The organism is Sphingomonas sp. S-NIH.Pt3_0716 (assembly GCF_003950715.1).
In the GTDB taxonomy this organism is placed as follows: domain Bacteria; phylum Pseudomonadota; class Alphaproteobacteria; order Sphingomonadales; family Sphingomonadaceae; genus Sphingobium; species Sphingobium yanoikuyae_A.
In genome coordinates, this window is sequence record NZ_QLJK01000044.1 from 1 (window position 1) to 20,532 (window position 20,532).

Consider the following 20,532-nt stretch of genomic DNA (forward strand, 5'->3'; position numbering starts at 1 on the left):
AGATATGCTTCGAGAAGCACGCCGCACCACCCAGACCTGGCACAGCTTTCTCGACGACTTCCTGGACGATCCCGAACTCGCCACTCGCTTCAAGGCCCAACCACCGCGGTAACAATCGGACGGTTACCGTCTCCCTCCATCGCAACGGCGATCGTACAGTGTTGCCTTCACGAAATACGTACGCTTGCCTCAGCTCAAAGCATTGGATGACGGGCATCGGGCGGAGATGGGCAAGCTCCGACTCCCCCGGTTGCTGAGCTACAGAGCTTTCATGGCACAAAACGCGCCTGAAAAATCAGTCATCAAGGCTGAGGAGGCGGTGTTTCTCGAAGTGCCCGTCTGCCGATCAAATACGAACAAAGCCGTTGTGGAGCGATCAGCGTCTGCACGCCTACCGATCCAGCAGAACGCTGAGCCCGAGAAGGAGGTTGCCTCTGACATCGACCTTCAGCTGGCCTGGGCTGCCCAACGATCAGGGCGTTCACGATGATCGTGGCGAGCTGCGGATGACGACACTGAACACCTAGGTGCTTCGGGAGGCAACACACTCTGTTTGCTTCCCGACACAGGTCTGAGTGACCGAACCCACGAATCCCGACATCGCTGTCGGTACATCCAAAGCGAACGCCGACATCACTCAGCGGTTTACTCGCCCCATTCAACGCGGACGAATTTCTCAATATCAGCAGCTCTGCGCTTCGCAGCTTCTTCATCCCACACAATGCCCTGCAAAAGCTCGCGGCCCACTGCCGCTGTCGCCTTAACGCCTCCTTCGACATAGGTAGCAGCCTTCTCGGCAGGAGGCTTGTCACTGAGTTTTGAATTCGTTCTCGGGGGGAGCATTGTAAGATTGCCGAGGTGATGCACCCATGGCTCCTTACTACTCCGCGGCGTTATATGCTCAATCGATTTCGCAGGATCGGCTGCCCAAATCTTCTCCCACGCCAGAGGATCGACATGCTCGCCCTTTTCCTTGGCTAGGTGCTCTTCGTAACGGAATAGTAGATAGCGCACTTCGGCTGACCAGCCGCCATACCACTCTTCCCAGGTGCTGCCATCTTCGTCGATCACCTCGTCGATCGAATAACCATGGCCGATGTCTAACAGTCGCTGCTTAATCGCAGTAGGCTCGAGTACCGCGTTGATGATCTCATATCCAAGCTCGACATATTCTCCGACACGCTTTCGCGTGTCTGCCCCCCCTAGCGTGTAGATCCGAAAAGTGACGCGTTCCCAAGCTGCGAGCAGATCTCGTTCGGTTTCTTCCTCAAAGCCACGCAAAAGAATGGCGACGGCTACGAAACGGGCCTGCCTGACGCGGGCGACGGCCGAACGGCGCCGGTCATTATCCAATGAGACAACCTTGTTGACAACACGGCGCAACCACCGAGCGGCGTCCATGATCGTACGAATGGTGTCGCCCGCGGCGTTAGCGATTTCGATAGACGCGTCTTCTTCGCTGAGCACCCGTCGCGGCGATGTAGGAAGTTTCCATGTGCCAGCGAATGCAAGCGCTTCATCCCCGAGGCGTAAGTCCAACCCTAACGTGCGATAAACGTCTTTCCAAATAGTATGCATCTCATGCAAGCCCTCCTGACGCACGCTATCAGGCACGTGTTCGTAGATCAGAGCCATGAGTCGGCTTTTTGTTTTGTCTACCCACTTCACGTCGAGGCCACGGCTATTGAGAACCTCAAACACGCGGTAGACTACAGCTTCGTCCGCGATTTCGTGGTAGATCAGAGAGAGCTTGTTCCTGATGGTAGAGAGGAGCTCCACCAGCGGCCGACTTTCTACCCAGTTCGCGACGAAAGCCTCGCACTCTGCGATGGCATCTATGACGTTTTGATCTGATGCGGTTGGGGCCTGTGTATCCGCGGCGCGGCCCGTCCGCACATACTGAAGGAACACGTCGCTGCTGTCGTGATTGGTCTGCAGTAGGACGACAGAATGTTCGTCATCCTTAATGAGCAATTCACCCAAATCGCGCTTATCACGTTCGGTGTGTTCATTGTCCAGGGCTTGCTCGATCGCCTTTAATAGAATGACGATGGTAGTTATACGCTGTTGCCCGTCAACCAGATCCACGATTTTATACCGTTTAGACCCGATGTTGCAGGATTCTCGTCCAAGCCCCACCACTGTTGCCATGAAATGGTCAAAGCCGGACTGCGCGACTTCTTCAATATCATTAAATAGGTCCACACGCTGCTTGGCTTGCCATGAATATGCGCGTTGATAATCCGGTATCCTGAACAGCCTTCCGCTCAGCAATTCATCGATTGTCACATGTTGCGGGTTTAGCTGCATTGGGCGAATGCTTTCTTTGAAAATTTCTGTTTGGTGGAGCACCGTACAAGGCGCTGTCATTAAGTTTGGAATCGCATATTTTCAATCATTTGCCTGCCTAAACGTCACCTTGGAATGCATCGCACTTAAATGTCCTCAGCGATTGGGCGGCACTCTACGCACTGATCACCGATAGTTCGCTGCGGCCACGAGCGACTGGTGTCACCTCAATCTTTACGGGGATTCGTTCCTTGATCTCTTCTACATGGCTGATGACGCCTACCCGGCGGCCGGTCGCATGAAGATGCTCCAGGACCGACAGGGCTTGACCAAGGCTGGCTCCATCCAATGCGCCAAATCCCTCATCGATGAACAGGCTTTCGATCTTGAGGCCACGGCCGGTGGACATCTCGGCAAGTCCGAGCGCCAAGGCCAGGCTGATCAGGAAGCGTTCTCCACCTGAAAGGTTATGCACACCGCGAATTTCGCCAGCCATGTCATGGTCGATGACCTGGATAAGCATGTCGCCACTAGGAGCGCGTTGGAGTTCATAGCGGGGCTTGAGATCCGTAAGCCTCGAATTTGCGTGCGCAAGCAGCCGATCGAGGGTCAGCCCTTGGGCGAAACGACGGAATCGGGCGCCAGTCGCGTCGCCGATAAGTTCATCAAGGGCGAGCCACACCCGCGCCGCTGCGCGTTCGCGTTCCAGCTCGGCACGAAGCTTGGAGGTCTGTGTCCGTACCTCATCGTCCCGCCGCAGGACGAACTGGGCATCTTGGAGCGCTTTCTGGGCGGTCTCGTCAGCTTGCTTGGCTTCGCTGACCGCCTGAGCTAGGGCGTCGCCAGAAAGGGCAGGTGGATCGGTTTGATCGTGGCGGATCAGGTCCTCCTGTCGCTGCGCCAATACGGCAGCCGCATTATTGAAGGCTCGGTCGATTGCGGCAAGCGCTTCAACCTCCCCGTCGATTGCTGTCTGTCCTTCCCGTGCTGCGTCGGCGACAGCCTCTTCCTCGATGGCAAGCTCAGCCAGTCGCGCGTGGAATCGACCTTGGCGATCGAGATGACCTTGGACGACGCGTTTGGCTTCCTGATCGGCAGCCTCTTTGCGAGCCGCTGAAGCCGCCTGATTTTCGCGACCGAGAGCCGCGGCCGTTTGGGCAGTTTCCAATGCCTGGCGAGACTGCGACAGCACGGCTTCGTTTTGGGCAACGACGGACTCGACGGTGTCGCCGCCAAGTAGGCGGCTCCGAGCGTTCGTTACCAGTATCTGCTCTTGCTCCCAGGCTTTGGCCTGGGACTCGATTTCGTCGAAACGGACCATGGCCGCTGCGGTCTCCGCACGCGCGTCGGCGACCGCTCTCTCCAAGCCAGGAATGGCCTCGACGATCTTAGAATGATCTGCAAAATACGTGCGCCAGGCGCCGGCTTGTTCATCAAGCCAGCCTATGGGGTCAGCCAGCTGCCGCCAATCTGCGGTGCCGCTAAATCTCACATCAATTGATTTTGCGAGGCGATCCCGGGTCTCGGTAATGTGCGATTTGCGTTCCAGAAGGCTGCTCAATTCCTGCTCGATATCGCGCAAGGTCTGAGCGGCGACGCCGGAGGCTCTGCGACTTTCCTCCCAATCGCTCCGGGCCTTTTCATCGGCGACCTGGGCGATGGTAACCGCCGTCCTAGCCTCGGTCATGGTGGATCGCTGACCATCAAGCGTGGCGAGTGCGCTTTCCAGAGTGATTTCGAAGTCTGGCTCGGCAGGATCAAGGCCCGTCAGGCTACATTTCTCAGACAATACAGCAAAAGCGGCCTGAGCCTTTTCATTGGCCACCGCCATTGCGGTAGCTTGGCTTTCTATGTCGAGCTCCAGACCGTTAATCGATTTGTCGGTGGATTGAATGCGGGCGGCCAGCGCGGCCTCTTCAGCGGTCTCGGAAGTGCTTGATGCCTCAAGATCGGCGATGCGGTCCCGTTGCTCTCGAAGCTGCATCCCCAAGAGTGAATCGAGCGCGCTCAACGCATGTTCGGTGGCGCCGCAAACCGGGCAGGCCTGCCCTTCCTCCAATGTCGCGCGAAGTTGCATTGCTGCTTCGCCAGAAGCCGCTTCGGCTAGCTCGCCGGCACGGCGTGCCTCCTGCAGTTGCGCCCGCAGAATGGGAAGGCTGGAGTTTACCTCTGAGTGTCGGGTGACGAGGTCCTCGCGCTCAACTTTAGCCTCACCGAAATTGCTCCGCAGACGGGCCAAAAGATCACGGCATGCCCCTACCTGTGCTTCATGATGCTTCCAGTCCACCAGAAGAGGCGAAAGGGCCCCCAGGCGATCCCGCTTTTCGAGAACCACGGAGAATTCAACTTCGGATGGTGCGGAAGCCTTGGCTTCGTCCAGTATGTTACGAGCCGATGTGGCAGCGGCGGCTGTTCTCTCTTCAGCTGCCTTCGCGGCCTCCCATGAAATGTTGGCGGCGATTTTGGAGGCTTCCGCTCCGTCCACGCTACCTGAAAGTTGGGACAGCTTGAGATTCACGGCTGCGATCTCAACGAGCTCTGCTGCAAGTTCGGTCTGCTGCGTTGCCAAACTGGCAAAGCCGGCGTTCTGCGCAAGCCAAGATGCATGATCGTCGCGGGTTGCGATGGCCTTAGACCAGGAACTGCCGGCAACCTGCTCAACCTTCTGGCATTCAGATAGAGCCTGCGCGCGCGTAGCGCGGGTGTCTGAAATACCGTCGAGCGATGCCCGCGTTTCGGAAAGTTTACGGTCGAGTGTGCGCGCTTCCTCTATCTCGGGAGATTGCACCGCAACCCGGTCTGTTTCGACCTGGACACTCGCTATCGCCTGGCTCTCGTCGGCCGCCGTCTGGGTCGCGCGTTCGCGTGCCTGATCCAGTTCACCTTGTCGCAGGACGGCATTTTGCTCAGCTTTGTGAGCTAGCGTCGCCGCCTCCTGGATGGCAGTCCAATCTCCTGCAAGGGCAAACGCGGCTTTACGAAGGCGTAAAGCTTCGTGCCGAGGGATGGCTTCCTCTCGGGCAGCGTTTGCGGTCGCAGCGGCTGACTCGCATGCTGTGACCTTGTCGGCCAAGATCGCGCGCTCGGTTTCCCAGCCAACAGCTTTGGAAAGTTCTCCAAGCGTGGCTGAAGTTCGATCGGCTGCATCTTTCGCGGCGCTTTGTTGCTCTTCAGCGGTCCGACGAGCTTCGTCGTCGAGGCCATTTTGAGCTTCGATTCGCCCCATAATCGCCTGTTGCTGGGCCCGGAGTGTTGCTGCCTTTTCATGAGCTGCGCGGCCGAGGCTCGCATAAATATGCGAACCGGTCAGCCGTTCGAGCAGCTGCGCTCGTTCGTTATCATCTGCCTTGATGAAGGCTTCGAAATCCCCCTGTGCCAGGAGGACGGCTCGTCGAAACTGCTCGGCTGACAAACCGACCAGGCGGTGTATCTCCGCCAGCGTTTCAGTTTTGGTCCCACCAAGAATCTCGCCATCACCAAGGCGAGTAAGACTGTGCCGGGTCGCCTGCATGCGGCCATCGGTCTTCTGACGAGCTCGCTGGACGGTCCAGCGTGCACGGTAACGTTCGCCGTCGCGACCTACGAAGTCCAGTTCAGCAAAGCCCTCACCGCAGCCATGCCGAAGGACAGCCCTGGGGTCGCCCGCCGACAACTCGTCACCTTGGACCGTCTCAATCCTGGCGCGGGCCGGTGCGGCGCCGAGGCGCGGCACGGCATCGAACAATGCAAGGCACATGGCGTCGAGCAGGGTGGATTTTCCGGCGCCCGTGGGGCCGGTGATGGCGAAAATGCCGGCGTCGCTCAAGGGTTCGGCCTCAAAATCGACCTCGAAATCGCCGTTCAGGCTAGCCAGATTACGACCGCGGATTGCGAGCACGCGCATCAGACGTCCTCCCTCGACATTTGTGTTTCAATGAGCAGGGCTTGGAATGCTTGGCTCAAATCCTCTGGCGGCTCGCTGCCATGGGCGCGTTCGAATAGCTCTGCGAAGACAGCCTCGGGGAGGAGTTCGGCAAGATCGACTTCGCGTTCGGCTATGGATTGGTTGGTAGCCTCGCGAGCCGAGACGCGCGTGATCCGTGTCAGTCGCAAAGGCTTGCCGTCGAGGGCTGCCATGACTCGAGCTTGCAGGTTTGGCTCAGGGCCGTCGACGAGCACCGAAATTTCCACGAAGGGATGCAGCCCGCGAGGAAGCTGCGGATCGAAGTCCAGTTCCTGGATCGCGATCTCGACCTCGCCGATCGGCTTGGGACCAGCGGCGGGAACCGTGAGAAATGGAACAACGCGCGGGATTTCCTCGTCGCGGGCGGTTGCGCCGTCCGCAGCAAGGTCGACTACGCTGATCGAATGGCGGTACAGGCGCTCGGTTGCGGACAGTGGAAACGGCGATCCCGCATAGCGTATCAGAGTGTCGCCCTTGATCGTCTGCGGACGATGAAGATGGCCGAGCGCGATATAGGCCGCTCGGTCGTCAAATAGGGCAGTGGCCTGCGCTTCTTCACCGCCGATGGTGATCCGGCGCTCTGAATGTTCAGAGACATCCCCTTCCGCGACGTGGAGGTGGCCTGTCACTATGAGAGGCAGTCCGTTCGCGCGTTCGGCCCCTACAGTTAGAACATTGTCATATAATTCTGGAAGACCGCCCGGTCCCATGTCGCCTGGTCGGCAGTAGGGCACAGCTGCCAACCACGCCACGATGGTGCCCGCCCTATCGTTCAGTGGTACCAACATCGTCTCGAAATCTGGTGCGCCGTTGGTACGGGGAAGAGAGCCGATAAGGTGGATCCGTCCGGGGCCCAGAAGTGCGGCGGGCAGATTGATACGCGCCGCACTGTCGTGATTCCCGCCGATGATGACGATCTGCAGATTGGGGCAGCGCGTCGTCGCATCTCGAAGGAATGCATAAAGTCGTGCCATGGCTGACACTGGCGGGTTCGCCACGTCGTATATGTCGCCCGTGACGAGCAGCAGATCCGCTTCTTCGGCTACTAGGCGCCCGAGAAGCCAAGACAGAAACGCTTCATGCTCCGCCTCCCGATCATGGCTGAACAGCTCATGCCCGATGTGCCAGTCAGAGCTATGGATGAGACGGAAGGCGGGTCTTGATTTGGTCATAGCTTAAGCTTCACGGAAGGGACGACAGAAATGGACGTGGCTGGGCGACGGCCTAGTTAGCGCTGCCCGAGCAGCGATATCAGCTTTGAGTCAGGTGCTTGGCGAGTACGATCATCGCTTGTGTGTCTCGCTCACAATAAGCTCGTAGTGCCTTATCGAGGGCGGTCCGGCGGTCATCCGTCGTATCAGGAGAGATGGCCTCCAAATATGCGGCTTGGGCGTTACCACCGTCTTTGACCTCGAGCTGTGAATAATCGAGATCTGGAGCGATAGTCGGCAGCACGGCCTTGATTGACCAACTGCCTCTCTGGTCGCGATGATACCAGTTGGCGCGAGTGACCGGCAAAAGATCGACAACCCGGTCGATGATTGAATTGAGATCATCTGCTAAATCAGGGAAAAATTCAGAAAGCTCGCGAAGGCGCGCCTTTTCGAATTTTTCGTTGTACGTGACTACCGCACCTGAATTGGGGATCATCGTTACCAGCGCTTCGGCACAAGCCCTTCGCGGGTCCATGCCATCTAGGCTCAGAAATTCATGGTGTTGGAGGTTCCCGTCTTCCGCTTCGATATGAGCGGAAAATTGGAAGGGAACCTGTTGATATGGACGAGTGCCGATCCAACGCGGAATGGCGAATGCGATCGTCTCAAAGTCCAACCACGTTCGAGGGAAGGACCAATCAGCCATAGCAAATCTCGCGCCCTCAACGTCGTGATTGGGTTCCCCTGTTACAGTGGCTTGATAAACCCGTTGGTGGGTTGGGTTCGTCAGCATCGCCGGGTCGACGTCTAAAAGATTCGCGATCCCCTTCTTCAGCCAATGATTGCCCCCGCCGTAGGGAAGCACCGTCACAGGCCATTCTGGACCAGGTGGAAGAGCTTCCTCGCAATATGTCGCGAAATTACATTGAAGGCCGTTACAATGGGATCCAGGGAGAATGTCGGGTTCTGTACCAGCGAGCGTTTCACGCGCAGCCGCCACCACCTCGGCCCGTGTTTCGACCCGGTCTTTGATGTTGGAAGTTAGGTCGCTGTCGGAAAAGAGCCCCTCGAGAGAGGCATCGCTTGCAAGAACGAAATCGCCATCCAGATGCCGGATCGCCGCGCTGTCGATTGACACACCGGCTTCACGGGCTACCCAGACCTGAGTGGCTAGGTCATTTACGTGATAATCCTTGGGCTTGGTCGAACTTTTGACCTCGGCCATGTGCCAGCCACCGATACCGTTTGGCTCGAGAATGTCGACTCTCACCAGAACGCCATCATGCTGAAACGTCGCTTCGAAGATCGGATCCTGGTGACCGCCTTCTAGCAAAGCCTTCGTTGTGGCGAGAGCGGTGGAAAGATCGGGCTCAGCCTCGACCATTATTCCGCCCGGAAGGAGTGAACATGCGGCGGCACCAACCTCATGCCCGGTTGCGAAGCGCGCTTCTGCGCCTTCATCAATTTCGGCGAGATCAGCGCGATGAACCGATAGCCACAATCGCTTTGGACACTGTTCGAAGTAGGTGATCTTGGACTTGGATAGTCCATGCGGACGGGGGGAGGCATTCATGCCGCGACACTCGCTGAGAGATTGGTAAGGATCAGAAAAGAGTTCGAAGAGAAAATCATCATGATCAGTCCTGCATCGAATGCGCGACAAAAGTGGTCGTTTCAGGTTGCGTTGTTTGCTCTGGCAGCATCGTCAAAGCTGCTATGATGCGCTGGCGCATTAATTCGATCAAAGCGGTGGGCTGCTCAATGACGAGTTCATTGCCCCAAGTGAATAGATGCTCGGCCAATTCCCGCATGCCCCCGCTGGTGAAGCGGATGAGAAGGTCTCCATTTTCGAGAGCTTCTATCTGTTGATAGCGGTGAAACCTCCATTCGTGGGCTCGTGCTGCCGCGGATGCGTGGACGCGAAGCACGACATCCTGCTTCTCGTCGCGCCAAACGGCAAAACTGTCGGCAAGCCAGGCATCTATGTCCCAGTCATCTGGAGCACAGCCGAGCTTCTCGCTGAGGCGTGGTTCAACCATCCTATCAAGGCGGTAGTAGACCGGATCGTTCTCCCTATCGGGCATTTTCCCGACCAAGTAGGATAGGGGGCCGTGTACAATGCCGAAGGGTATCACACGTCGCCAACGCGGTTCTTGCTGCTGAACAGCCGCGTAGCTGAACTCGATGCAGCAACCCGACAATATCGCAGCTTGGACGATCGCGACAGTCTCAGGTGGCACCGTTGCGACGGGGCCGGCAGTGACCATCGTCCGCTGGAGCCGTGTGAGGGCTTCCAGATCAGGGTCGATACGGCGTTTCTCTCGGTCGTCAAACGCGCCTTTCACTTTCGAAAGGAGGCTTGCAAGTTGGTCGCCACGTACCGTCTGGCCAGCCCCTCGTCGTCCATCGACCTCGGCTTGGAGTGCTGCAACTTCAGCAGCTGTAGGCCGGGTATAAACGCGTCGAAGGCTGTCTCTGATGAAAAAGCGCTTCCGTCGATCTTCTGACACTTCCTCCAAGTCGAAATGCCTCGCGATAATGTCGCGCATACGCTCGGCGGTCCTTCTATTGACGCCCAGTGTTTCAGCCATTTCATCAAGAGTGAGGCCTTCGGATGATTCCGAAAGTGCATGGACGAGTGCCAACAATCGATCCAATTTGGCCATACGATCGGTCATGCTGAGCTCCGCCATTCACGTCCAACTACGACTGCGGTCGTCGCTTTTTCAAGAGCTTAATGCACCAACTTGATGTTTGCGATTTTCAGCGGTGGCTCGAACTGTTGCGATAGAGATTACGAGAGCATCTTCGTTCCATCATATCCTTTTGTATTCTATCAGTGGTGACAGTTTGAAGTTGGTCGGACCTATTGCGACCGAATCTGACAGATGTGGAAGGGTTTACTTTCTTAAGGTCTCCACGAGACCGAACTATCTTGGCCCAGCTGTCACGATAGGGTGGTGAAGGTAACAAGGGAGAATTGGCATGAAGATTGAACGAGATGTGCTGAAAGAGGCGGGAACGAACGCAGCAAAGATCGGTCAGAAAATCGGCGAGAAGACGGTCGATGGAGTGAAGAAGGCTTGGGCTACCGAGATGGGGCGCACGGCCATCACCGGTGCCGCGGCCGGTGCCGCGATCGCTGCGGTCGTTCCGTTCGTCACCGTCGGGGCAGGCCTGCTGATTGGCGGCGCAATATCCGTGTTTGCCAAGAACATTAAATCAGGTCAGTAATCTTCGCTCGAATTAAGCACCTGCCTGCAAACGGGCCCCCAACCTCGAGTGGGTGGTCTGCCGCAAATGGTCCCGGCAAGTTCGAAGACTGTTGGACGATCGAGGGCATCGCTGAACGGAACTTTGGATGATCGGAATTTTCTTACTGGCCGCTGTCACTTTTGTGGATGGCGATATCATCCGTTTGGATGGAGAACATGTTCGCCTAGTCGGTATCGACGCGTCTGAAATTCAATATGCCTATGCGCGCCGAATTATCGACGATTTAGAGTTTAATCGCTCCAGAAATAAGAGGGCGCGAATGGTTGTATCGGAATTTGTTGGGAACTTGAAAGTTGGGTAGGCTAATTTTCATCGTACTCATTTTGTTCCTTATTGTCCTCCTACTATGGATCCTGGGGAAGGTGCTGCACAAGGCCCTTCAAGGCCTAATCAATGTTGCTTCTATACTCGTAAATGTTGCGGGAGCCGCATTGATGGCGGTGTTGGCTGGCCTTATTGCCTTCTTTGTTCTCCCCATCTCTCTTGTGGGTGAATGGTTCGGAATTGCCGTATCTGGCGTCGCGATTCTGGTGTTCGTCCTGAGTCACAGAAAATTCGGACGCCGTGAGGGATTTGCGGATCGTCAGCCGCCGGCGGTGGAGGAGGAACAGGCAATATCCTCTGCTGTAGTTGAGGACCCAATCGAGCCCGAGGCGGATCCACGTGTCGCTGAAGCGTGGAAAATCGCCGGAGAACTTGCGCCTGAATACGCGAAGCGCCTTTCTTTAGCTCGGCGTAGTTGTAGCCGGGTGCTGGAGTTGGCAGTCGAGGATGCGGTCGAATGGAGCGTCGTTGACTGCTCCACATTCATCTCCCGCACGGTTCCGGAAGCCGTGTCGACCGCAGCGGCACTGATAAAGGACGCCGCCCCATCAGAGCGACGCTGCCTCGCCGATGAGCTAGTGGTTGACCTTGAACGGATCGCGCAGCGCGCGCAGGAGGAAATCGATAGTCGTCGCCGGCAATTGCGTAATAGCTGGAACATTGTTCGCACTCATATCGCAAGCAGGACCTCCCGCGACGCGTTGTAGTGGCGACAGCCGCGCCGATAATATGGCGATCGCGGCTCAGATGATCAGCCATTTTCATGATCGTGATCGAGCGGTTCGAAAACGCGTGCAGATATCTCTCTCGCGGATATGGATTGGCCGCATCATCAGTACGAGGACGATGCCCTTTCCCACCCAGGCTAAAAGGTTACTCTTCCGCTCCGGCACACACTTGCTCCCTGTTTTTATAGGAGTCTGCTAAATTTCTATGCGTCAAAAAAGGCCGTAAATCTCGAGGCGCGTAATTCGTTTCTCATTTGTCGAGTTTCAGAGCTTGTCGAACACTGACCCCATCCGCGGCGCAAAGAGGCGCTCGTAGGTCCGGAGGAGATGGGCATCGGTCATGCCTGAAACATAGTCAGAGATTACCCTCATAGGTTCGGCTGATCCGCTGAATTTGGCGAGAATGTCGCCCGGAAGGAAGCGTTTCGGTTCGGATTTTATCACCTCAAAAACGGCGATCACCATCATTTGCCCTTTGAACTCCAGATGCTGAACGCTCGGGCTGCAGATCACCTCTTCGTAAACCAGCTTCGTCACGGCAGCCAAGAAGTCCGCCACTGGTTCGGGGACCGTGACTCGGTACCTGAGCCTTGGCTCCTCAAACTCGGCTTCTTCTTCAATAAGAATGCTCGGAATGACAAAATTGAGAATCCGGTTGATCTGATGCTTGCGGTCGTTGCCGTCTCCAAACAGGCGTTTGAGCAGACCGCCATACACATCATTGCCATATTGGCCGCGATATTGGCTGTTCAGATAGTCGAGCAGGCCCTGACACGCCGATGCAGCCACATGTTTATGAAACTGCTGCTGATCAACTAGCTTCAGGGCTAGCGCATCTTCTAGGTCATGGATGCCAAAACTGATATCGTCCGCAAGGTCCATGATCGAGCAGGCGAACGCCTTGTGGCGCGCTTTTGCATGCTTCCCCGGCCGGAGATCAAACTTCCGAAAGGCATCCTGATCACTATTGGAAAGCGGGGAGAGGATCCAGTCTACGACGTCTTCTTCGCAATCAAAGAAGCATTTTGGGGGCTCAGCTGCAGTGCGGTCTAGCAGTGGCGTGCCACTGGTGTCGGAAAGCATCCTAGGTCGGACATTGGGGTTAGCCACCTGGCTAAAAGCAACAGGGTATTTTAGAACGCCCAATAGCGTTTCGCGCGTTAAGTTCGAACCGGCCAATTCTGAGAATTTCTCCAGTTTCGACAGGATTCGGAGCGTCTGGCCATTCCCTTCGAAACCGCCATAATCTCTCATGCAGTAATTGAGAGCCACTTCGCCGCCATGGCCAAATGGAGGATGCCCCAGATCGTGGGTGCAGGCAATGGCTTGGATTAGAGCGTGTTCTGGCAGGTGAACCAGCGCGGGATGGCCAGGAAAATTGTGTGCGAGTTGCTTGATCAAGCCGCCAGCGATCTGCGCCACTTCCAAGGAGTGCGTCAGCCGGGTACGGTAAAAATCGCTATCGCCTAAATTGAGAATTTGGGTCTTGCCCTGCAATCGCCGGAAAGATGCGGAGTGAACCACGCGGCCATAGTCGACATCACCTGCAGTCCGCGCATCAAAAGATTTTCGCGACTCCGGTGTTCTTCGGTCGAGCCAGTGCATCATACCCCCATCTGCTCAGCGAGATATTTGTGTGGTAACACGTTGATTATGCCGTCGGAAAGGTTTCAAGAATTTTCAGAGAGACCGGTCGAGGGAACGGCCAATTTAATATGCAAGACGGCATACCCTCGTCACAAACGCACGCAGCGTCCTGTTCGATCGACGAGCCTCATCACGAAGATTGGATTGACGGAGTTCAATCCAATCCTTCACCAATGCGCGCTTGGAGGTCTGGGCCAACCCGACTGAAGCCCATTAATCGCGCAGCGGCCCGGATTAGATCAGGATTCTCTCCACCCGGATTGTCCTCCCGCGCTAGTCGGATTGCTGCGCGTACCTCCAGCAGAGAAAGGGCTTCCGCCTTGAAGGTGGCGCCACTCTCGGCTGACCGATCCCGCACTGGAGGCTCGGCGGCTTGCTCTGCGGTAAACCAGAAGCTCTCATGGTCATTGTGAAGGTCCGCGTCCTTCCGCTTTGCAGAAACAAGTGCCTGATGTGTGGCTGCTAGAATTCGTTTTCCGCTGCTTTTCTTGCCAAAGGCAGAAGCGATTCTGCGCGCGATCTCATCAACATGAACAGGTCCTTCGACCGCCACAATCTCCTGCACCAGTGGAACCAGGAACGGCGTTGGAGCTTCATGCGGTTCGATAGCGGTAGCAGCCCAAGGCTGTGCCCGAACATATGCGGGCATCACGCGCGCAACCACCTCCGGCAGTTCGCCCCGGTCAGGCAGATTGGTCTGTTCAGCTTGAGGGCGTCCACCGTTGGCTCCGGCAATTATCAACTCATCCTGGTTCACTAGGCGAGCAGCCTCGAGTGCTGCACGGAGCCGTTCGACTTGCCGATGCCGATCGTAGAACCAGTCTGTGCTCCAGATTCGGTGGAAACGCCAACCGAGATGCTCAAGAACATCTTGGCGTAGACGGTCCCGCTCGCGGGCCCAGAGCGCGGAGTGATAGGTTGCGCCATCACACTCGACAGCAAGCAAATAGCTGCCAGGGCGTTCAGGGTGCCGTACACCGATATCGATGCGAAAACCAGCCGAGCCGACCTGTGGGTCTGCAAGATAGCCGAGGCTGCGAATTACCTCTGCGACATCTTCTTCAAAAGGCGTGTCGGGCACTTCGCCGGTAAGTGTGGGCTGCTCAATCGTACCGGACTTGGCATATTCCAGAAAGCGCTTGAGGATACGAGGCCCAGGCTGGCTGGCGCGGCTGACGTCGAGTTGTCCCGGGTCAAAAGATGCAAAAACCTCGCACCGCAGCCGAGCTCGGGTGAAAAGCACATTGAGCCGTCGCTCACCACCTTCGCCATTCACAGGGCCAAAGCTTGCGCCCACCATGATACCGCCGGCCTGCGTCGGGCCGTATCCGACGGTGATCAGGATCACATCGCGTTCGTCACCCTGGACGTTTTCAATGTTTTTCACGAACAGATCTTCGGCGCGGCCTTCCCGAAGGAACGAGTCAAGTTCGCTATCATCGCGTCGTGCCAACTCAAGCAGTTCTGTGATTGTATTTTTCTGCGCGTGGCTGAACGTTACGATTCCAAGGGACAGATCTGGCGTGCGCCGTGCATGTTCTCGTACGCGTGCGACCAGAGCGTCGCCCTCGATCCGATTGTCTCGCCGGCCACCCCTGTCGTAAACCCCCGCGACCTGAGTGAAGATCAAGCCGTAGGCCGCGTCCTTCTCTAAAGGAGAAGGAGGGAGTACCAACCCTCCATCATAGAACTCGGAGTTGGAGACGCGCATCAAGGAAGGATCACGAGAGCGATAGTGCCACTGCAACATGCGGCCCGGCAGGCCGCGCGCTTCGCACAGCGTTAGTATGCTCTCCGACGATCCCAGTGACGCTGCGTTCCCGAGAAGATCCTCGCTGGTTTCTTCTTCCTCGTCCAAGCTGTCGGCTTCGCCATCACCGTCAGCCAAGAGGCGGTCGAAGAAGGAGGATGGCGGCAGCTGCTTCTTATCGCCGACCACAACGATTTGCCGCGAACGAGCAATGGCGCCGAGCGCATCCTCTGGGCGCACCTGACTGGCCTCGTCAATGACCAAGAGGTCGAAGCTGACCAGCCCAGGTGTAAGGAACTGCGCAACCGAAATAGGGCTCATAAGCAGCACGGGCTTGATCCGTTGGATCGCAACAGGTGCGCTAAGGAACAGCTTGCGCAGCGCCATATGCTGCTGCTTCTTGCCGATCTCACCTCGGATCACTTTCATTTCTCCCTGCGCACCCTGCGGCAGTTGCGCGAGGTGGTCAGCGAGAATGGAGGTGACATTCTCCTTTAGGCGAGAGCGCTCGAGCTGGATGAAATCATCCACCAACGCATGTCGGTCAAGCGATGCGACCTCTTTTAGCGCAGGATTGGTCGCCAAAGCAGCATTCCACAGCTGCTCCGCGCGGGCAAACTTCAATTCAATCGAGGCCGCGCTGCCATCTAGCGATCCGCTAGCCATGCGGTCCGCCAGCTCTGCTAAACCGGATGCATCGAGCGCCGCTCGTGCCTGACATAGTGCAGCCCATTCTGCATACCGGTCGATGGCTGCTGCCATGCTATCGAACACGCCCGACACGACCATGAGATCCACATCTGGATGGGGCTTGCCGAAGCGTCGTTCGTCGAGGTCGAGCGCGCCGATCGTGGTCGCGATCCGATCTCGAGATTCGGAAAATATGGCATCAAGGTCAGCTGTGTAGCGCGCTCTCGCGGGCTGGTCGCTAGCGACCGCAACAAGGCGATCTGGCTGAAGAGTGATAGCCGCTCCAGCAGCTCGAGCGCACCATTCAGCGACCCTGGCCGCTCGTGGAAAATCAGTTCGTTCCCCACGCCAATCATCGCCAAGAGTAGTGGACAGCCACGACTCATCATCGCCCCACCTTTTGCGAAGGGACTGGATGTCTACAAGAAGGTCAACGAGAGCCAGCCGCTCATCGGCCGTCTTGGGTATCGGGCCTCGTAATAGACCGGCGAGCGCACGAGACGCATTTCGATAAGCCCCGCCCCAGCGGGCGAAGAACGAGCTCGTGCCAGAAACCAGAGGGCCGCGAAGATGCGTGGGGTCAGTGCCGAATGCGGCTTCGATGAAGTCAGCGCTGGCATTGTCTTGCGCGGTGCGCCAAGCTGCAGCTATGTTTAGCCCGTCGATCAAGCGGGCTGTTTCGGGTGTTGTGAGAAGCCGTTGCGCTAAGGCTGCATCTGAAGCGTTGAAGCCATCTAGTCGCTCTAAAAGGTCGCGTAAGGAGGGGGCGATGCTGATCGCGCGCGCATCGTCTAATCCGGCGGCTGACATCGGTGCGTCGAGTGCAGCCCTTAACCTGTTCGACCTATCGCTTGCTGCAACTAAGTCTTGTCCCAGGCGCGCAACAGCTACCGGTTGGAGGTCAATTGTGCCAACCCCAAAGAATGGATGGGCGTTTTGGGGACCAGCAGTGGCGAGTAAAGTGCCGTAGCGGGCTATAAGGTCGCATGCCGTCGCTTCCTCATCGCGAGACATGGCAGCCACAGTCGGCGCTGCGAGTGTGGGCATGGGGGCTCCCATGCCTAGATAGCGAGCCTGACGACCGAGAACAGTGAAGGGCGATTCTCCACTTTCTCCGATTGGAGCGTGTAAAGCATCGGCGAGAGCATTTAGCCTGTCACGGACGGTGCGAAGGGCCTCCGGTTTTGGTGGCATAGCTGGTGTTGCTTGTCCGGCGCTTAGGGTCCGAGCCAGTTCGCCGAGCACAGCTTTTTTGTTTGCTGTTTTGGAGTGGAGCTCAAGGATCAGATCTCGCAGGCCGACTTTCACTAGCCGATCATGCACCACCGATAGGGCCGCCATTTTCTCGGCAACAAACAGGACGGTCTTCCCCTCCTTAGCCGCTGCAGCGATGATGTTGGTGATGGTCTGACTCTTACCGGTCCCAGGAGGACCTTGCACGACCAAATTACGTCCTGCCCGGACTTCCTCGATGACCTTTGCCTGGCTCGCATCAGCATCGACAACATGGAACAGTTTGTCGGGCGGCAGGATGGCATCGAGCCGATCGTCTGGGCCGAACAACGGCGGCTCATGCGCAAATCCTTCGTGAAGCAAGCCTTGCGTCAACTCGTGCGTTTCTAGAGCGTTCTCCGGCCATGCATTGAGCGCCAAATCTCGATACATCAGCAACTTTGAGAATGAGAAAAAGCCGAGTTGGATGGCATCTCGATTCACTTTCCAGCCCGGTCGCTCGGCAACGATCGCCTCAACTTGGGCATGATAGTCACTGGGGTGCCAGTCACCCAACTCATTGTCGATTTCAGGTAGCCGAATGCCGAAATCCTCTTGCCAGCGCTGCTGCAGAGGCAGGTTGGTCATCATGTCGTCGGGGCGAACCCGCAGATCATATGTCGAACGGCGCGGATCGCGCACGAGCTCAACGGGCAATAATACCAATGGTGCTTCGCGCGCTACGCCCGACTCCTTATCCTCGAACCAGGTCGCAAAGCCCAGGGCTAGATAGAGGATGTTGATGCCCTGTTCTTCTTCAGCGGTTTTCGCTTCTCGAGCAATTTTCAGGAGGCGCTTGGCAAGAGCGTCTGGCCCCAGCCGCGTTTCCAACAGATTGTCTTTGTGCCGGCCTTCGCCAACATCGCCGTCAATTTCGTCTGCTAGAACGATCTCATCCGCATCGCGTTGGTCGTGCCCGTTGGCACGGAAACGCATTGCTTTGCCAGTCGATAGAATCGAATAAATATCATCGGATCGTTCATTGACGATGTTCAGAACGTTGCCGCGTGTATTCGTCCGATTCACATGGATGAGCCGGTTGCGGGTGCCCGTCTCCACTAGCCGCTTGCGGGTATCATCGAACAACCGCTGTATAGAGCGGCTGCGGATTGGATCGGAGCTGGATGTAGCGCGCGGGTCAGTGAGCAGGTCGGTCATAGCACCTGGGAAGTTTAAAGGTGAGAAGCGGCATCATTGATTCCACATCCTTAATTTGAAATTAGGGGCGGGGTAAATGTCGTTTCTCATTCGAAACCGACCTGCCACTTGATCTCTAGTTGGCGATCTTTAGGCCTTCCCATCCATATGGGTCGATGTGGCGCTCTATAATCGGCGCTACCCATTCGATTTTGCGCAAATTGTGGAAATGCTCATCAAGCGTCAGCGTCTCGACATCTTGCCCGTCATGATCATTCGCAACCACCTGTGCGAGCGCATATCGATGGAACGGGCGGCCGTGATCAGGGTGGCTACCATTGGTCAATCGAGCATGGGATTCCTTGGTGATGTGCGCGACGGGGCATAGCCATGCGCGAACGAGAGTGGAGAACCGATGGTCAAAGCTTCTCCCTTCGTCCAGCACGGCGGCTGCCAGTTCGGAAACGGGAATAACGTGATCCATGGCGGTTTCCTCACCTCGGTCAACTGCCCCCGCACAACCATGCTCGCGGTAAAGGCATTCCATATTCTTATCGGCCCAACGGAGGCCGTATTGAAAGCGGATTTGTGCTTTGACTGCTTCGCTCAGGGCTCGTTTGGCTACCTTTGTCCAATTACCTACGAGGTCGTCGTAGCGCTGGAGATCATGCTGGAGTGTCCGCTTCATATAGTCGAGATATTCGACGGGAGCGTGGCCATGGTACAGGCGGTAGCGGAAGCGGTCGGCCAAACTGTTGGCTGCTGTTTCAGCAGGGGTTGGATCGGCTTCCTCACTTTCTGAGTGTGTCACTCCCTCGTTAACGATCGTGCGGAGCAACAATCCGTCTTCCGTAGCGATCATGTCGTAGGTGTTGGCGTAGGGGGTGCGCGAGCCTCTCCAAGCCGAAAAACTCGTGTAGGATGAGCCGTCCCGCTCGGATATTACCGTCAGTTTGCCGGGCAAATCAATTGTTGCAGTTGCGCAGTCAATAATGTCGCCGCGCCGATCGCGGAGGATGAACCTGCATGGGCGCTCTTGTTGGGCAATAAAAGATTTTATTGGCACTATTATTTTTCCTTAATGAATTGTTGGATGGTTATATCTGTCTGTTGGTGTTGTTCACGCAGAAATTCATAAAATTTTGAGATTATTTTTTGCGATATAAGATCTGATGTGGGTGTAATAATTCATAAATTACCATTGTTCGATGCAGCAAAAAAGTTAATAAATTTCCATCGCCAGCCTCAACAACTTTCGTATATTGCTGGTATTCGGGCCATCAGGATGGGGTTGGTCAATGTCGGCCCAAAAAGTAAGAGCTTGAAGAGCAGCGGGTGGCTGCAATTATTGAAATGAAAATCTCATCCTCACCCTGACGGCTGCAGCCGCCGCAGGGTGGGGAGAAAGAACCCACCTCAAATGATCTATGTCAGTGAAGAAGACCGCAAGCGCAATGCGCTTGCGAAAGATGCCGCTCGCGCATTCGCCGGGATGGTCGGCTGGACGCCTGTGCCTTGCACATCGATAATGCCGTCCGTGCTGGCGGACTTCGAATATGCCGACCGCGCCAACGTCGTGATGGCGTATTGGCAAAAGAAGCTCTCGCTCGCCGCCCTCATCAAGGCCGTTGCCGAATGCCGGGCCGATCTTCTCTTGGTCGAGCCGAGCCATAGCTCGGGGAAGCAGGCCAGCAACTATATCACGCTCTTGCTGCGCCGCGATGGTGAGCTTCAGATCATCACGGGCCTCCGGCTGTGGCTTCAGGAACCCGGCGGACCGATCCACTTGGTCACAAATCCGGAGAGCGGCGACGAGATGCGGGCATTCATTGTCGGTCAGAGCGGCATTTGTCCGCTGCCAACTCTGCCCTGGTCAACGGCAGAAGCGGAAAGGCTCGGTTTCTGGACCGCCCGGCGCCATTGGGAACTGACCATCGGAGGGCATTACGCATGAGCGGGAACGACAATCTCCGATGGCTGGACAACCTCCCAGTTGGCTGGGCGCAGCTCTACCGCGACCTCCTGTCTGATCTCGCGGCGAACGGCATCACAGTCTGCGTGGACGAGGCGAAGGAGAAATTCGGATCGCTCCGGGTTCATCTCGAGCCCAGGGTTTCCGAAGCTCGACCCTTTATCGCCGCAGCCGAAGAGCAGTCCAAGGTTACCTGCCAACGATGCGGCGAGCCGGGTGAAATGCTGATGCGCAATCACATCGTTGCCACCCTCTGTCCGGCCCACGGCGATGGCTTTTCCAAGCCAGAAAGGCCGCCGGTGGTCACGGTTTACATGAAGCCGGGGAACATCTCGGACGAGTAGGCGCCG

Annotated in this window: 13 protein-coding genes; 5 read left to right on the forward strand and 8 right to left on the reverse strand. The window is 56.7% G+C overall.

What is annotated here, in order from left to right:
• Positions 1-645: 645 nt before the first annotated feature.
• From BRX37_RS23710 to BRX37_RS23730, 5 genes are all read right to left on the reverse strand, one after another.
• Complete coding sequence (locus tag BRX37_RS23710; protein WP_202902496.1) at positions 646-2,352, reverse strand: DUF262 domain-containing protein; 1,707 nt, start codon at positions 2,350-2,352, stop codon at positions 646-648.
• A gap of 112 nt (positions 2,353-2,464) precedes the next feature.
• Positions 2,465-6,172, reverse strand: a complete 3,708-nt coding sequence (locus tag BRX37_RS23715) for an AAA family ATPase (RefSeq protein ID WP_125989792.1) — start codon at positions 6,170-6,172, stop codon at positions 2,465-2,467.
• Positions 6,172-7,404, reverse strand: coding sequence for an exonuclease SbcCD subunit D (locus BRX37_RS23720; RefSeq protein ID WP_125989794.1), 1,233 nt, complete (start codon positions 7,402-7,404; stop codon positions 6,172-6,174). Before BRX37_RS23720 ends, BRX37_RS23715 begins: the two co-directional genes overlap by 1 nt.
• Positions 7,405-7,483: 79 nt before the next feature.
• Positions 7,484-8,959, reverse strand: coding sequence for a DUF2779 domain-containing protein (locus BRX37_RS23725; protein WP_125989796.1), 1,476 nt, complete (start codon positions 8,957-8,959; stop codon positions 7,484-7,486).
• Between the two features lie 64 nt (positions 8,960-9,023).
• A complete protein-coding gene (locus BRX37_RS23730) occupies positions 9,024-10,064 on the reverse strand; it encodes a helix-turn-helix transcriptional regulator (RefSeq protein WP_081331723.1) in 1,041 nt (346 codons plus the stop codon).
• Positions 10,065-10,371: 307 nt separating this feature from the next.
• On the opposite strand from BRX37_RS23730, the gene BRX37_RS23735 reads away from it, so the two are divergent.
• The 3 genes from BRX37_RS23735 to BRX37_RS23745 all read left to right on the forward strand — a co-directional run bounded on the left by BRX37_RS23735 (position 10,372) and on the right by BRX37_RS23745 (position 11,693).
• Complete coding sequence (locus tag BRX37_RS23735) at positions 10,372-10,620, forward strand: hypothetical protein (RefSeq protein ID WP_125989798.1); 249 nt, start codon at positions 10,372-10,374, stop codon at positions 10,618-10,620.
• 127 nt (positions 10,621-10,747) lie between these two features.
• Positions 10,748-10,963, forward strand: a complete 216-nt coding sequence (locus BRX37_RS27480; RefSeq protein WP_234792401.1) for a hypothetical protein — start codon at positions 10,748-10,750, stop codon at positions 10,961-10,963.
• A gap of 133 nt (positions 10,964-11,096) precedes the next feature.
• Complete coding sequence (locus BRX37_RS23745; protein WP_125989800.1) at positions 11,097-11,693, forward strand: hypothetical protein; 597 nt, start codon at positions 11,097-11,099, stop codon at positions 11,691-11,693.
• Positions 11,694-11,978: 285 nt separating this feature from the next.
• On the opposite strand, the gene BRX37_RS23750 is transcribed toward BRX37_RS23745, so the two are convergent.
• From BRX37_RS23750 to BRX37_RS23760, 3 genes are all read right to left on the reverse strand, one after another.
• A complete protein-coding gene (locus BRX37_RS23750; protein WP_206434216.1) occupies positions 11,979-13,322 on the reverse strand; it encodes an anti-phage deoxyguanosine triphosphatase in 1,344 nt (447 codons plus the stop codon).
• Between the two features lie 193 nt (positions 13,323-13,515).
• Positions 13,516-18,231, reverse strand: coding sequence for a DUF3320 domain-containing protein (locus BRX37_RS23755; protein WP_234792404.1), 4,716 nt, complete (start codon positions 18,229-18,231; stop codon positions 13,516-13,518).
• A gap of 115 nt (positions 18,232-18,346) precedes the next feature.
• Positions 18,347-19,276 carry a hypothetical protein gene (locus tag BRX37_RS23760; protein WP_125989802.1) on the reverse strand — a complete coding sequence of 310 codons (930 nt, stop codon included), beginning with the start codon at positions 19,274-19,276 and terminating at the stop codon, positions 18,347-18,349.
• A 354-nt stretch (positions 19,277-19,630) separates the two neighbouring features.
• Between BRX37_RS23760 and BRX37_RS23765 the strand changes: the two genes are divergently transcribed.
• Both BRX37_RS23765 and BRX37_RS23770 read left to right on the forward strand, forming a co-directional pair.
• On the forward strand, positions 19,631-20,164 hold the full coding sequence (locus BRX37_RS23765) for a hypothetical protein (RefSeq protein WP_125989804.1): 534 nt from the start codon (positions 19,631-19,633) through the stop codon (positions 20,162-20,164).
• Positions 20,161-20,526, forward strand: a complete 366-nt coding sequence (locus BRX37_RS23770; RefSeq protein WP_125989806.1) for a hypothetical protein — start codon at positions 20,161-20,163, stop codon at positions 20,524-20,526. The genes BRX37_RS23765 and BRX37_RS23770 overlap by 4 nt, the downstream gene beginning before the upstream one ends.
• Positions 20,527-20,532 lie beyond the last annotated feature (6 nt).